Consider the following 16,518-nt stretch of genomic DNA (forward strand, 5'->3'; position numbering starts at 1 on the left):
TTTATGAGCGAATTAACACAATTTGACGGGATGAGGATGAAAATCGCATCCCCTGAAAAAATCAGATCCTGGTCTCATGGTGAAGTAAAAAAACCTGAGACAATAAATTATAGAACCCTTAAACCAGAAAAAGATGGTCTATTTTGTGAAAAAATCTTTGGACCAACCAAAGACTACGAATGTTCTTGTGGAAAATACAAGAGAATTAGATATAAAGGCGTAGTTTGTGAAAAATGTGGTGTTGAAGTTACAAAAGCAAAAGTACGTCGTGAAAGAATGGGCCACATCGAACTTGCTGCTCCAGTATCACATATTTGGTACTTTAAAGGTATCCCATCAAAAATGGGTCTACTTTTAGACATGAGCCCAAGAATCCTTGAAAAAATTCTTTACTTTGCATCATATGTAGTTATAAATCCTGGAGAATCTGGATTTGCTTTTAAGGAAGAAATTTCAGAAACTCAATACCAAGAAGCAATCGAACTACATCCAGATGACCTAGAGTTTAGGGCAGCTATGGGTGCAGAAGCTGTAAAAGAACTACTTGCTAGCATTGATTTAGAAAAAGAATACGAATTACTTTTAAAAGAATTAGAAGAATCAACAGGTCAAAAGAAAGTAAGAATTTCAAGACGTCTTGAAGTTGTAGATGCCTTTATGACATCAGGCAACCGTCCAGAATGGATGATCTTAGATGTACTTCCAGTTATGCCACCAGAACTAAGACCAATGGTACAACTTGAAGGTGGTAGATTTGCCACTTCTGACTTAAACGACCTTTATAGACGTGTAATCAACAGAAATAACAGACTAAAAAGACTTTTAGATATTGGAGCACCAGAAATTATAGTTCGTAACGAAAAAAGAATGCTTCAAGAAGCTGTCGATGCCCTAATTGACAATGGTCGTCGTGGTCGTGCTGTAACTGGTGCATCAAATAGAAATATGAAATCACTTTCTGATTTACTAAAAGGTAAGTCAGGTAGATTTAGACAAAACTTACTTGGTAAACGTGTAGACTACTCAGGGCGTTCAGTAATCGTAGTAGGTCCAGATCTTAAATTTAACCAATGTGGTCTGCCTCAAGAAATGGCCCTAGAATTATTTAAGCCATTTATAATGAATAAGGTAGTAGACCGTGGTATGGCCCATAACTTAAAATCTGCTAAAAAAATGGTAGAAAAAAAGGATCCAAGAGTTTATGATGTCCTTGAAGAAGTTATAAAAGACCATCCAGTTTTACTAAACCGTGCTCCGACACTTCACAGACTTGGTATCCAATCATTTGAACCAGTACTTGTAGAAGGTAAGGCAATCAAGCTTCACCCACTTGCATGTAACGCATTTAACGCTGACTTTGATGGGGACCAAATGGCTATCCACTTACCGCTATCAAATGAAGCACAAATTGAAGCGAGACTTTTAATGATGTCTACAAACAACATCCTTGGTCTAAAAGATGGTAAACCAATCACATCTCCTTCCCAAGATATGGTGCTAGGTGCATATTACCTAACAACTATTAAAGAAGGTGCAAAAGGCGAGGGTATGGTATTTGAATCTACAAATGAGATGAAAAAAGCCTTGCTTGCAGGAGATGTAGAATACCAATCAAGAGTAAGTGTTAGAATAAAACACTCACCAGAAGATCCTGGTAAAATTGTTGAGTCATCAGTAGGTAGATTTATCTATAATGAAGGTATTCCACAAGATTTAGGATATGTAAATAGAAAAGAAGATCCATATTCACTAGAAATCAACCAAGTAGCAGACTCTGGAGTATTAAAAGACATAGTAGATAGATGTTTTAGAAGACATGGAAACATCAAAACAGCAGAAGTACTTGACTATATCAAACAAACAGGATATAGATATTCAACCCTTTCAGGTCTAACTGTATCTATGGCCGATGTTACAATTCCAAAAGAAAAATGGGATATCATATCAGAAGCTGATGCTGAAGTAGATAATTACGAAAAACTTTATAGACGTGGTCTAATCACAGATGAAGAAAGATATGAAAAAGTTATCGATATTTGGAGAGAAACTACAGATAAGGTAACTGAAGCCCTACTAACTGACCTTCGTGATGATAACAATATCAAAATATTTGCAGACTCTGGTGCCCGTGGTTCTACAAACCAAATCAGGCAGCTAGGCGGAATGCGTGGTCTGATGAGTCAGGCAGATGGTAAAACTATCGAGATTCCAGTAAAAGCTAACTTCCGTGAAGGACTTTCTGTACAAGAATACTTTATTTCATCCCACGGTTCTCGTAAGGGTCTTACAGATACAGCCCTTAGAACTGCCGACTCAGGATACCTAACCCGTCGTATGGTAGACATTTCTCAAGATGTAATTGTTACAGAAGATGATTGCCATACAAATGGATATGTTGAAGCTTATGAATTTAAAGATGGAAACGAATTAATTGAAAATCTTTATACCCGTATTGTAGGACGTACATCATTTGAAGACATCAAAGATGAAAACGGAGAAATATTAGCGGCAAAAGATGAGCTAATTGATGAAGATACAGCAGAAAAAATTGTTGCAGCTGGAGTTAAAAAAGTAAAATTACGTTCAGTACTAGAATGTAGGGCAAAACAAGGTGTTTGTGCGGCATGCTATGGACGTAACCTTGCAACTGGTAAACCAGTAAATATTGGTGAAGCAGTAGGTATTATCGCTGCCCAATCAATAGGAGAGCCGGGTACACAGCTTACAATGAGAACCTTCCACTCTGGTGGTATCGCAGGTGTAGGAATTACATCAGGTCTTCCAAGGGTAGAAGAGTTATTCGAAGCACGTAAACCAAAAGGTCTTGCATACATTGCAGAAAATAGCGGAACAGTAACCCTTATCCAAAACGAAAAGAAAACAGACGTAGAAATCGAATCAGAAGATGGATACGTACAAAAATACAATATTCCATTTGGATCAAGAATCCTAGTTCATGATGGAGATGTTGTAGAAAAAGGTGACCAATTAACAGAAGGTTCACTTGATCCACATGATGTATTAAATGTACTTGGAAAAATCGGTGTACAAAACTATATCACAAAAGAAGTACAAAAGGTATATAGGATTCAAGGGGTAGAAATCGATGATAGACACATCGAAGTTATTGCCCGCCAAATGCTTAAAAAAGTTAAAATTGACGAATCAGGCGACACAGAATTCTTACCAGGTTCCTTACAAGAAAGACGTGATGTTGATTTTGTAAATGAACAAATGATTGAAGAAGGAAAAGCTCCTGCAGAATACACTCAAGAATTACTAGGTATCACAAAAGCATCACTTGCGACAGATTCTTGGTTATCAGCAGCATCCTTCCAAGAAACCACAAGAGTTCTTACAGATGCATCCATAAAAGGAAAAGTCGATGACCTAATGGGTTTAAAAGAAAATATCATTATAGGTAAACTTATACCAGCAGGTACAGGTATGAAACGCTACAATGATGTGGACATTGACTATGAAACAAAAGAATTAGAAGATGCACAAATCGCTCTAAATATTGAAGAAGCTGAAAGTTTAGAAGCTGATGAGCAATTACAAAATTAAATAAATTTAAAACAACCGATTAAAGTCGGTTGTTTTTTTATGATTAACTTTATTATGCTAAAAATAGGGTATAATTATCAAAACCACAAAGCAATTTATAAAAATTTATGAGAGGACCTATACATGGATAAAGAATACTCAGTCTTTAAAGCTAAATCTATTGAATCATTGAAAATTTATAAAATAGTCACTGGAATAATTACTAGCCTTATATTTATAATTTCTTATGCTTATCCAGTTTTTGTAGATATAAGTAGTTTTGACCCTAATCAGGGAAATTTTATAGTACATATTATATTAAGTCAAATCAAAATTATGCTAGCCTACATAATAAGTATTCTAATCCATGAGCTAGGGCACTTGTTTTTTGGTCTAATATTCTCTAGAAAATTTCAATCGATTAGTATATTAGGATTAACCTTTAAAAAAGAAGATGGAAAATATAAAATTATCAAAAATATATCTAAAAGTCCAGGTATAGGTCAAGTTGTTACCACAAATTATGGTAAGTATGGTAATGCTAAATTTATCCTATACAATCTAGGCGGACTTATATTTTGGTTTATTACTTTAATTATATTATTTTCCACTAATAAGGCCCCATACCTTAGATCAATTACCTTAGGTCTCACTCTAATAGAATTAGTGCCAATGAGACATGCAAGTGGATTGGGTGGAAATGATATTTATAATGTCTTATCCTTGATATTTTCTCCAAATATCCGCTCATCCTTCAAAGCTTACGAAAAAATAGATCCTTTGTATGATGACGTAAGCTATAACTATGAGGATTTAAAAGAAATTGAAGATTGTCTTCTTAATTCTGGATATCTTTTTAATAAGCATCTATTATATATTTACTATGCAAACTATTTTGTTAAAGAAAGAAAAATATCAGAAGCAAAACATTACTTAAATCTTGCAAAGTCAATGGAGGCTGATTTTCCAGATGAAGAAAAGTTTTACTATTTAGAAAGTGATATAGAAAAGATAGAAAATAATTTGGCTTTAATAGAATAAAATAATGATTAAACAAAAAACTGACCTTATAAATTTGTTATAAGGTCAGTTTTTTTGTCTATATTATTCAAATATTTCTTTTAATGCCTTGTAGGTGTTAATCCTATTTTCTACTCCATAAATAGGAGTGAAGGCTAAGATTTCATCTAGGTCAAACTTACTTATCTCATCATAAAGTATGTCAGCTATTTCTTTTTTTGTGCCCTTTAGGATAAATCTAGAATCATAGGATTTTTGGAGTAAAGCTTTTTCATTTAAATCAAATTCGTAGTCTTTCACATCCTCTGGACTTACTAATCCCTTTGACCTGCCGCGGGCTTGTTGGAGGTGGAAGTAATCAAAGGCCTTGCCTAAATACTCTAATTCATCTTTGTCATCTGCAATTAACATTTTATAAGACATAGAGATATATGGTTTATCAGCAAAACTAGATGCTTTAAAGTTTTTCTTGTAGTCTTTAAAAATATAGTCAGGAGTTTCTACTGCAAAAAATTTGGCATGAGAATAAGGCATACCCCATTCTGCAGCAACTGGTACCGCTTGGCCGGTTGACCCTAGCATCCATGGCATAACTAATTTTTCGTTATTCATTGGTATGGCCTTTACTCTTGAAAATACTGGGTCATTTGGTTCTTTATCTTCCAAATAATCTAAAATTATTTTTATCTCATCATATAATTGGCTAGATTTATTAGGATATCCTTGGTTTAAGGCGCGTATTTCCAAAGGACCAGATCCAGGAGCACGACCAATACCTAAGTCAACCCTGCCAGGAGCAAGTTCTGCCATGGTTTTAAAAGTTTCTGCAACCTTTAGGGGCGAATAGTGCATAATCATTGTCCCACCAGTTCCTATTACGATATTTTCAGTGTTTGATAAAAAATATGTTGCAAGTATTTCTGGTGCAACTGAAAGTAGGTTTTCAAAGCCATGGTGCTCTGCAAACCAATATCTATCATAGCCAAGATTGTCTAATTCGACTACCATTTTTTTGGTATCATTAAAGACATCTTGGTTAGTTTTTCCTGTTTCTCTTATTAATAAATCATGGACTCCAAGTTTCATAATGACCTCCTTAAAGTTCAAATCATTGCTAACATTATTATACTCGTTGCTAGGAAATATTGGCATAAAAATATCAACCCCAAAATGGGGTTGATAAAGGATGAGTATTATTTAATTTTTAGTCAAAAATTTCTTTTAATAGTTTGTAAGTATTAATTCTATTTTCAATTCCAAAAATAGGGGTGAAACAAAGAATTTCATCTAGGTAGAATTCTTCGATTTCTTCATTTAAAATATCTGCGATTTCTTGTTTGTTGCCCTTTAATATAAATCTATTTTCATAGGCTTTTTTTAGAATTGCCTGCTCATTTAAATTAAAGTGATAGTCCTTGATTTCTTCTGGATCTACAATACCGCTCCAATCTCCCTTAGTTTGTTGGATGTGGCAGTACTCATAAGATTTGCTTAAATATTCAAGCTCGTCTTTGTCTTCACTAAGTAAAATTTTATAAGACATCGATATGTATGGTTTGTCAGCAAAAACTGATGGTTTAAATTCTGATCTATATTGTTTAAATACTTCTGCTGGTGTTTCGCATAAGAAAAACTTTGCGTGAGAATACGGTAGTCCCCATTCTGCAGCCTTTGGTGCTGCCTTACCAGTAGAGCCTAGCATCCAAGGATGAACCATGGATTCGTTGTGGGTTGGTACTGCTTTTACATTTCTATAGATTGGGTCTTCAGGTTTTTTATCAGCTAAATAATCTAAAATAGTTTCTATCTCATCAAAAAGTTCTGGTGACTTTTCTGAAAATTTGTGGTTTAGGGCACGAGTTTCAGAAACTCCACAACCTGGAGCACGGCCTATACCAATGTCGACCCTGCCAGGTGCAAGTTCAGCCATGGTCTTAAAAACTTCTGCAATTTTCAAAGGTGAATAGTGCATTACCATGCAACCGCCTGCTCCAACTTTAATATTTTTTGTAAGTGCTAAAAAGTGGCTGGCAATTACTTCAGGTGCAACAGCTAGCAAACTTTCATAGCCGTGGTGTTCGGAAAACCAGTATCTATCATAGCCTAGTTCATCTAATTCCAAGACCATTTTTTTCGTATCTTCAAAGAACTCTTGGTTAGTTCTTCCATTTTGTCTTAACATCAAATCATGAACGCCAAGTTTCATTTTTACCTCCAAATTAAAATCTTTTTAATATTAAACTTATTATATCATATAAATTGGTAAATCAATAAAAAATATTGTGATTATATTGTTTATGCCAATTTATCAATTATACCTTAATAATTAAATTTATTTTACAAATATAACTAAATAATATTTAATAAAAATATTGTATAATAAAAATAATAGCTTACACTTGTAAGCAAAGATTTTTTGAAACTTTTATTGGATTAATATATAAAAAGTATTAATGATAAGAGGAGTTATGGATGAAGGATTTTAATTCACAAGAAATATTTATTAGTAAACTAAAAGAAAATGTGAATTCAAATAGGAGCTCTCTTGTAGGGGAAAAGTTTAATATCATTTCCATGATGGGTGAAGTGAAATATGAAGTAGAAGTAAAAAAACTCATCGGCGAGGGTGGTTCATCTATGGTCTATGAAGTTTTGGTAGACGATAGCTATCCACCATTAAAGAAAATGATTATGAAAGAATTTTACCCAAACTACAACGAGGAAGAGATTGTAGCTGAAAGAAATCCTATAAATAGGTTGGAATTATATTTTGATGCCGATGATATCCAAGGTGAACAAAGGGTAAAAAAAGACCGCGATAAATTTATAGATGCCTATAATAAACACATCAGAATCTTGGAAATGGATCCTTACTTAGAGGGCAAAATTGTAAGACCATACAGGGTAGAGATTGATAATTCATATTTATATTCTCTTTATGAGGTAGATACAGCTACAAGTGTAGATAAATACTACAATCTGGATTTGGCAAGGATTGTCGATATTTTGATACAAACATCAGATATTTTAATTCACCTACATAATAACGATATTATTTACATGGATTTAAAACCAGCAAATATTTTATATGATTATAATAATAGCAAGGTTAAATTATTTGATTTTGATGCAGCCATTGACCTAAATGAGCTTGAATATGTAAATGAATTTTCTATGCCAAATGAAAAATCATTTATTCCTCCAGAAATAAGATATATATCAGATATAAATAAGAGAAAAGATATATTTATAACCGAAGAAATCGATATATATATGCTTGGTGTGACTTTTTTTACCCTCCTTATGGGCAGGTATCCAACATATCAAGAAAATGAAGATATGGATTTGCTGGAAAGAAACATCAGGGATGTCCTAAATAATAAGTCAAATAAGATTTTAATAAATAAAATAGCAGAAGATGGCATTGTAAAAATCCTCCAAGAAACCTTGACAATCCACAGATATATTAGGATTGAAGAGTTAAAGACAAAACTGCAAGAAGTAGAAAGAAACCTAAGATTTAGAAATAACGAGGAGTTTGCAAGTATTATTTCAGCTGCATATTTTTTGGACTATAATAGACTTTATAATTATATTGTCAAAAGAGATGGTAGCAAAAATATAGATGTAGCCATAGTTGGAAATAACAATATATCCAAGACATTTTTTAGTTTGATATTTGCAGCGGTAAATTTAAAAGATGTTAATTTAAATATAACTTTTTATGACAAAAATCCCAATAAATTCTACCAGGAATTAATTTGTGAAAATCCACTCTTAACTGAAACTGCGGTTATATCTGTAAATGGGAAGGTAAAAATAAATAAAATAAATGAGGAAATTACTGATATTGCTTATGCAAATATTGATTTTAAATCTTCAAAAGAGAGGATAGACCAATCATATATTCTAATCCTAGATAAGACAGGTTATGATTATTACCATATGGCTGATGGTCTCTACCATGAGTTTAAAAATGATCCTCAAAAACGAATAATTCTTAATTATTCAAGAAATAATCACGAAGTTGATATAAGGCAAGAGGGAAATATTTCTTATTATAACCTAGATTTGGCATCTACATCCACCTATAGAAATAGAGAATTTAGTGACAAAATTTTAGATGAGGCCTTTGAAATTTTTAGATTATATGTGTTAAATAGTTTTGGAGAAAGATCTGATAATTTCAATGCATGGAAATATTTTATTAAGGATGACTTTTATAATTTAAAATCATCTCTTAGAGTAGCCCTTTCCATAGAATACTATAAATTTATGGTTGGAGTAGAAAGCGCAGCTGACCCAGCTGATAAATTTTACAAGGAAGTTGTAAATATTGAGGATGATAAAGGGATAAATACCAGAGATATTTTAGCCGACCACGAACATCAATCTTGGAATAGATTTATGATAGTCTTAGGTTATAAGGTACCTAGCAGAAAAGAACTTAGGTCTTATGCATACATTGATAAGAAAGGATATATAGATTTTCAAAATAAATATAATCCTTTCATAGCCAATTGTAATATAGGATTAATAAAAAATGGAGAATTGGACCAAATGTCCAAAATTTCAATATATATTGAAGAACTCATAAGAGAAAAGACTATTTATAAAGAAGAGCAAATAAAATCCAAGCTTTTAAATATTTTATATAACACATTTTGGGATGATAATGTTTACTTACAAAAATTAAAGCCATACTGGAGAGAATTAGTAGTAATTGCTAATAAAATTTTTCAAGATGAAGCCTATTCCAACAATTCCTTAATTGTTTTAACCTATGAGATAGAAAAAATCCTAGCTGAATCTCAACCAGAATTAACACTTTTATCCAGTGATTATTATCAAATCAAGGATGATTTGAACTTGATTATAAAAAGAAATCAAAGTTTAAATATTAGAAGTATGGACTATATGATTATCGACTCTATACCTCTGATTGGATCAGAAAGAGTGAAGACTATATTTAAGCCATTTATAGATGATGATGAAAATCTATGGGCAAATATAATTGCAGCCATAAAATTTTACCCAGAAAAATTAGTTTTCTTAAGCGATACTCCAGTTGATGAGGGGAAAATAAATAGGATTAGAGACTTTTTGATAAAGAAAAGATTAAAGATATTTTTACAAATAGAAGTCATTTCCTACGATAAATTGGACTTGTACAGCAGGGAAAATGCTATAGTAGATTTAACTTTAAATTCCCATATAGATGGCAAAAGAGAAGAAATAAATGGCTTGCCTTATGTTGAATACACTGGATTTAACCAATGGTTTGGAAACTACAAGGCATTAGATTATTATTTTACAAAAAGTTCATTAAGCGTAGATGAAACATTTTTCCTTAATAATGCTCAAATCCATGACAACGGCTCATTATCAAGTATTACGAGGTTAAGAGATTATTATCCAAGTATTTGGGAGACTTATATGAAGCTTAGGTCTGATGACTGGGATGATTTTGTAAAAGCTATAAAATATAGTGAAAATTATTATTTACTAAATTTGGATGATTACGAAAAAACAGACAATAACAGCTTAATTGAGGTGGGAGATTTTAAATTTAGGTCCTATGATGACAAGAAATATGTTTCTTTAAAAAATCTTTTGGACAAAATGATAAGTGAAGGCATACTTTACCAATATCAATTTCCTCCAAATCCAGGAAAACTTAGACTCCACTCCTATAATGACCAAATGTCTAGAAAGATCGGTGACTTTATTTCAGAAAATATGTGGGATTATAATGAAGGATTTGATTTACTAAAAACTGAACAAGCAGACAATAACTATAAAAAAAGTTATACTATTTTTTCAGATAAATTATGTTTTGCATATGAATATGAAGCTGAAAATTCAAAAGAATTTGCAGAAAAGATTAAGGCAATCATGGCAGACATTGATAGCAATAATGATGGGACCTATACCAGAATATTTAATCAGATTGATGGTAAGGAATATGCTAAAGATTTGAAAGGCAAAGTTTTATTAAATTATGAATATGGGGACCCAGCCTTTAGAGAATATTTCAGAAGAAAGGGAAGTTTACTGAGAGTTTATACTTATTTTGAGCTGATAAAAGATAGAGAATTTTTTGATGATATAAAACTTAGGGTAAACCTTAGGTGGAAGGCCTATGATGATTATAGGCAAGATAGTCTACCAATAGAAAATGTGTTGGATATTGTATGTACCAAAGGATTTTCTACAATTATTATTTCAACAATAGAAGGTAATATAAAAAACGAGGACCTTTACGAAATAAATAATTATACCAAACAGTTTGGAATGGATGCTAAACCAGTTTTAGTAACCTCAAATTCAGATGATGATACCAGTCAAATAAAAATGATTGCAGCTGCAGCTGGGGTTTATTTTATAGATAGGCAAATGCTAAAAGAAAATGGTGTTGCTGATTACATTAAAAATATAGCTCTTGGTAAAAAAGATTGGAAAAATATAGAAGACAAATAAAAATAAAAACCTCACCAGTATATACTGATGAGGTTAATTTTTTATTAAACTAATTTTTTAACTTCTTCTAAGGCCTTGTCAAAGTCAACTTCGTCTGTTACTTCTGGCACGTATTCGACATAAGCTACTTTGCCGTCCTTATCAACAACTACAACTCCACGAGCTAGTAATTTGTTTTCTTCCATTAGGAATCCGTATTTTTCTCCAAATTCGCGATCTTTGTAGTCTGAGATCATTAAATTGTTTTCGATTCCTTCATTTGAACAAAATCTTGCTTGAGCAAATGGTAGGTCTTCTGTAATAGTAACCACATTTACTCCTTCAAGCTCGCTTGCTTCTTTGTTAAACTTTTTAGCTTGAAGTGCACAAACTTCAGTATCTAAAGATGGAGCAACTGAGTAGACAACTACTTTGTTATCACAATTTTCGCTTGACCATTCGCTAAGGTCATTCATAGTTGCCTTAAATGCTGGAGCTTGGTCTCCAACTTTGATTTCATTTCCTATTAGATTTACTTTATTTCCTGCAAATGTAATATCCATTGGTATATCCTCCTAAAAATTTATTCATTTATCATTTTCATATATACCCACAAATTATTTTTTTAAATTATTCATAAAATGATTTGCCATTTCCATACTTGAAATCAAAACAGATCTCAAATCATTATTTGAAATATCAACACTAGCTGACCACATACCGTTTAGGTATAAGTTTTTTATTTGCCCATATTTTGTAGTAATCGGATTGTAAGAAGGATATGCTACATTGATATTGTCCTTATAATCACTTTCAATTAGCCTATTTTTGTATAGGTTTTCTAATAATTTAATAGTATTAATCGCCTTTGATAAATCTTTTTCAAAACCTTGGGCATTAAAAATCTTATCAGATGTATAAGTTTCATTATTTTTTGTAGAAATTTTAAACTTCCCGTCAACATTTTGAATATCCTTAGTTCCTTTTACAATTTTTATTTTTTCGTCAGTAAGGTCAGCTAAAATATTTTCCATGGTTATGTAAGGAGTCTTGGTCATCAGGTACTCAATTTTTGGCAGGTAATTTTCTAAAAAATCCTTTTGTTCAAGACCATTAAATGAATTATATAGCCTTGCGCTTACATACCAGATTTCCAAAGTATATATTTGGCAAAATTCCAAATTGAAATCTTTTTTCTCCATAGCTTCTTTGGATAATTGGGGGTTGTTATCCTTATAATAATCATAAGTTTTATAAAAATCTACGCCTGCTTTTTTAAAGTCATTATCAAATTGTTCCTTAAAATCAGAAAGTTTTATAAAGCCATCATTATCTTGGTGAGTTGTAATCCACTCATCATCAAAAGAACAAATATTTCTAGGACAAGATTCTTGAATTTCTGGAAGGGCAAAAAATTTATCTTGTGTAAAAAAGTATAGGGGGATTTTGTAATTATAATATTCTCTTAGATACCTATAAATATCAATTGATGATGGTCCAGTACCAATTATTGCTAATGAGTCATTAGTATTTATATCTTTAATTTTTTCTCTAAGAGGATATGGATTTGATATATAATTTTTATAGGAATTCAAATTGTAGGCGTCCTTATAATATGATTGGCCGATACATAAAAAAACTGCATCATAAGGACCGTAAGTTTTACTATTGCTTTTTAATTTGAAATTAAAATCTTCCTTTATTACATCAATTATTTCTATTTGGTGGATACTTACATTTGGGTTCTCAAAATATTTTTCATACTTATCTTTTATATATTGACCGGTAATGGGTCTTGGAATCTTGTCCTCGGTTGTTGGAAGTTCTCCATAGTTTTCTATGAGCCAATTTCTAAATTCATTTCTATCTTCTAAATTGACATTCATATGAGCAACAGGGGTGTTAAGGACCTTATGCATATCATCATCCTCATAGGCAAGGCCAACTCCCAGTTCACTCCTTTTCTCATATACATCTATGTATAAGTTATTATCAAAATTTTTATGTTCAATTATATTTTTTAGGACATTAGCTCCACTTATGCCACATCCTACTATGGCTATTTTCATAATTTCTCCTTACTTCTCCATATGGTCTATAAGTATTTTATACCATTTTTTGGGTAAAATCTTCTTTTTTATTAAAGAGTTGACATATTTGTTCCTAGATAGTAGAATTATTAAGTATTGGCAATGATTTGCCAAATATTATTATGAAAAGAAAAGGAGGTGCATTATGCCTACAATTAACCAACTTGTTAGAAAAAGTAGAAAAAGTGAAAAATCTAAATCAAACACACCAGCTTTAGGTTACAACTACAATACTTTAAAAAGCAGAGTTACTCCTAACCAATCACCACAAAAACGTGGCGTTTGTACATCAGTTAGAACAGTAACACCTAAAAAACCTAACTCAGCTTTAAGAAAAGTTGCCAGAGTTAGACTTACAAATGGTGCTGAAGTACTTTCATACATTCCAGGAATTGGTCACAACCTACAAGAACACAGTGTTGTACTAATTAGAGGTGGAAGAGTAAAAGACCTTCCAGGTGTGCGTTACCACATCATAAGAGGTACTTTAGATACTGCAGGAGTACAAGGAAGAAAACAAGGTAGATCTAAATACGGTGCTAAAAAAGACCAAAACTAGATCTTAAATATTAAAATTAGTGCATAATGTGCCTATAATTAAGAAATAAAATTATTGAAATTAAGGTATATGCATGCACACTTACGACAAGAAAGTTAGTCGAGTACTAATGATATTACACATAATTGGTAAAGGAGGGAAGCAAAGTGTCAAGAAAGGGACATATACCAAAAAGAGAAGTAATGCCTGATGCAAAGTATAATGACCGTGTTGTAACAAAACTTATCAACAATATTATGCTAGATGGTAAAAAAGGCCTTGCAACAAGAATTGTCTATGATGCATTTGACATTGTAGCAGAAAACACAGGAAATGACGCACTAGAAGTATTCTACCAAGCGCTTGAAAATATTATGCCAACACTAGAAGTTAAAGCTAGAAGAATCGGTGGTGCTAACTACCAAGTACCTATGGAAGTTAGACCAGAAAGAAGACAAACTTTAGCTTTAAGATGGTTAGTTAATTTCTCAAGAGCTCGTGGTGAAAAAACTATGGTTGAAAGACTTGCAAAAGAAATTTTAGATGCATCTAACAACTCTGGTGCAGCTGTAAAAAGAAAAGAAGAAATGCACAGAGCAGCAGAAGCTAACAAAGCATTTGCACACTACAGATATTAATAGGGGGAAAATTTGGCTAGAGAAGTTTCACTTAAAGATACCAGAAATATCGGGATTATGGCGCATATCGATGCAGGTAAAACTACAACAACAGAAAGAATCCTATACTACACTGGTAAGATTTACAAAATAGGTGATACTCACGATGGTACAGCAGTAATGGACTCCATGGACCAAGAAAAGGAACGTGGTATTACAATCGGTTCAGCTGCAACCACAGCATTTTGGAAAGATCACAGAATTAACATTATCGATACTCCAGGACACGTGGACTTTACAGTAGAAGTAGAAAGATCACTAAGAGTACTAGATAGTGCTGTAGCTTTATTCGATGCAAAAAGTGGGGTAGAACCACAATCAGAAACTGTTTGGAGACAAGCTGACAAATACCACATTCCAAGAATTTGTTTTATCAACAAAATGGATGCTACAGGTGCAGATTTCTTCATGGCAGTTGATACAATCAAAGATAGATTAAAAGCAAACGCAGTTCCAATAGAAATTCCGATTGGTTCTGAACAAGATTTCCAAGGTGCAGTAGACCTAATCACAATGGAAGCTGTAACATATAACACAGAAGACTTAGGTGCTCACCCAGTATATGGCGAAATTCCAGCAGATCTAAAAGAAAAGGCTGAAGAATACAGAAACAACATGCTTGAAGAATTATCTGAAGTAGATGATACTATCATGATGAAATATCTTGAAGGTGAAGAAGTTACTGTTGAAGAAATCAAAGCTGCAATCAGAAAAGGTACAATCGAACAAAAGATTTTCCCATGCCTTTGCGGTTCAGCATACAAAAACAAAGGTGTACAACCACTTTTAGACTCAATCATTGAATTTATGCCAAGTCCACTAGATGTGCCAAACATCAAAGGTATAGATGCTAAAGACGAATCAGTTGAATTGGAAAGAAAACCAAGTGATGATGAGCCAACAAGTGCACTAGCATTTAAAGTGGTAACTGACCCATATGTAGGTAAACTTATCTACACAAGAATCTACTCAGGTACAATCGAATCAGGTTCATATATCTATAACGCAACAAAAGGTAAAAGAGAACGTGTTGGACGTATCATGCAAATGCACTCTGATAAGCAAGAGGAAATACCAGTAGGTTATGCTGGTGATATCGTTGCTCTATTAGGACTTAAAGATACAACAACAGGGGATTCACTATGTGATCAAGATAATCAAATCATCCTTGAAAAAATGGAATTCCCAGATCCAGTAATCTCAGTAGCTATTGAACCAAAAACAAGAGCATCACAAGATAAAATGATTATCGGTCTTCAAAAACTAGCAGAAGAAGATCCAACATTCGTTACAAAATCAGATGAAGAAACAGGTCAAACAATTATCTCAGGAATGGGAGAACTTCACCTAGAAATCATCGTTGACAGACTTTTAAGAGAATTCAAAGTAGAAGCTAATATCGGTAACCCACAAGTAGCTTACAGAGAAGGTATCACTCAAGAAGCAGAAGCACAAGGTAAGTTTGTAAGACAATCAGGTGGTTCTGGACAATACGGTGATGTTCACTTAAGAGTTTCACCAGGTGAAGAAGGTTCAGGAATTACATTTGAATCACAAATCGTTGGTGGTGCAGTACCTAGAGAATACATCAGACCAGTTGAAGAAGGTGTACGTGAAGCAGCAGCTAATGGTATCCTAGGTGGATATCCAATGGTAGACATGCACGTAGTACTTTATGATGGTTCATACCACGAAGTCGACTCATCAGAAGTAGCCTTCCACGTAGCAGGATCTATGGGTCTTAAAAATGCAGTTGAAAGAGCAAAACCAGTTTTACTAGAACCAATCGAAAAAGTAGAAATTACAACTCCAGACGAATATCTAGGAGATGTAATGGGTGACGTATCAAGCCGTCGTGGTAAAATCGATGGAATGAATCCAAAAGATGGTATCCACGTACTAGATGCATTTATCCCACTATCAGAAATGTTTGGTTATGCAACAGACCTAAGAAGTAAAACACAAGGTAGAGCAACATATTCAATGCAATTTGACCACTATGCTCAAGTACCAGAATCAGTAAAAGAACAAATATTAGATAAATAATTTAATAGGAGATTAAAATGAGTAAACAACAATTCGAAAGAAGCAAACCACATATTAATATCGGAACAATCGGACACGTAGACCACGGAAAAACAACAACAACAGCAGCAATAACACAAGCTCTAAACAAAAAATACGGAAC

11 protein-coding genes are annotated in these 16,518 nt (G+C 32.9%); 7 read left to right on the forward strand and 4 right to left on the reverse strand.

What is annotated here, in order from left to right:
- Positions 1 to 3: 3 nt before the first annotated feature.
- Positions 4 to 3,567, forward strand: coding sequence for a DNA-directed RNA polymerase subunit beta' (gene rpoC, locus OC526_RS06760; RefSeq protein ID WP_262122985.1), 3,564 nt, complete (start codon positions 4 to 6; stop codon positions 3,565 to 3,567).
- Between the two features lie 123 nt (positions 3,568 to 3,690).
- Positions 3,691 to 4,587 (forward strand): M50 family metallopeptidase, encoded by an 897-nt coding sequence (locus OC526_RS06765; RefSeq protein ID WP_262122987.1) that lies wholly within the window; start codon positions 3,691 to 3,693, stop codon positions 4,585 to 4,587.
- A 63-nt stretch (positions 4,588 to 4,650) separates the two neighbouring features.
- Here OC526_RS06765 and OC526_RS06770 read toward each other — a convergent pair whose 3' ends face one another.
- Both OC526_RS06770 and OC526_RS06775 read right to left on the reverse strand, forming a co-directional pair.
- Positions 4,651 to 5,652, reverse strand: a complete 1,002-nt coding sequence (locus OC526_RS06770; RefSeq protein WP_262122988.1) for an MsnO8 family LLM class oxidoreductase — start codon at positions 5,650 to 5,652, stop codon at positions 4,651 to 4,653.
- A gap of 118 nt (positions 5,653 to 5,770) precedes the next feature.
- Positions 5,771 to 6,772 carry an MsnO8 family LLM class oxidoreductase gene (locus OC526_RS06775; protein ID WP_262122989.1) on the reverse strand — a complete coding sequence of 334 codons (1,002 nt, stop codon included), beginning with the start codon at positions 6,770 to 6,772 and terminating at the stop codon, positions 5,771 to 5,773.
- A gap of 266 nt (positions 6,773 to 7,038) precedes the next feature.
- On the opposite strand from OC526_RS06775, the gene OC526_RS06780 reads away from it, so the two are divergent.
- Positions 7,039 to 11,046, forward strand: coding sequence for a protein kinase domain-containing protein (locus OC526_RS06780; protein ID WP_262122990.1), 4,008 nt, complete (start codon positions 7,039 to 7,041; stop codon positions 11,044 to 11,046).
- A gap of 44 nt (positions 11,047 to 11,090) precedes the next feature.
- On the opposite strand, the gene tpx is transcribed toward OC526_RS06780, so the two are convergent.
- Positions 11,091 to 11,588, reverse strand: a complete 498-nt coding sequence (tpx, locus tag OC526_RS06785; RefSeq protein ID WP_262122991.1) for a thiol peroxidase — start codon at positions 11,586 to 11,588, stop codon at positions 11,091 to 11,093.
- A gap of 54 nt (positions 11,589 to 11,642) precedes the next feature.
- Entirely contained in the window at positions 11,643 to 13,094 is a 1,452-nt protein-coding gene (locus tag OC526_RS06790; RefSeq protein ID WP_262122992.1) for an FAD/NAD(P)-binding protein, read from the reverse strand.
- A gap of 166 nt (positions 13,095 to 13,260) precedes the next feature.
- Here OC526_RS06790 and rpsL point away from each other — a divergent pair, with 166 nt between their 5' ends.
- From rpsL to OC526_RS06810, 4 genes are all read left to right on the forward strand, one after another.
- Positions 13,261 to 13,674: a 30S ribosomal protein S12 gene (gene rpsL, locus OC526_RS06795; protein ID WP_262122993.1), complete on the forward strand. Its 414-nt coding sequence runs from the start codon at positions 13,261 to 13,263 to the stop codon at positions 13,672 to 13,674.
- Between the two features lie 146 nt (positions 13,675 to 13,820).
- Entirely contained in the window at positions 13,821 to 14,291 is a 471-nt protein-coding gene (gene rpsG / locus OC526_RS06800; RefSeq protein ID WP_262122995.1) for a 30S ribosomal protein S7, read from the forward strand.
- Between the two features lie 12 nt (positions 14,292 to 14,303).
- Complete coding sequence (fusA, locus tag OC526_RS06805; protein WP_262122997.1) at positions 14,304 to 16,376, forward strand: elongation factor G; 2,073 nt, start codon at positions 14,304 to 14,306, stop codon at positions 16,374 to 16,376.
- 17 nt (positions 16,377 to 16,393) lie between these two features.
- The coding region (locus OC526_RS06810; RefSeq protein WP_262122708.1) for a GTP-binding protein at positions 16,394 to 16,518 on the forward strand (125 nt) is incomplete at its 3' end.

It is taken from the genome of Anaerococcus sp. Marseille-Q5996 (assembly GCF_946893725.1).
Lineage (GTDB): Bacteria > Bacillota > Clostridia > Tissierellales > Peptoniphilaceae > Anaerococcus > Anaerococcus martiniensis.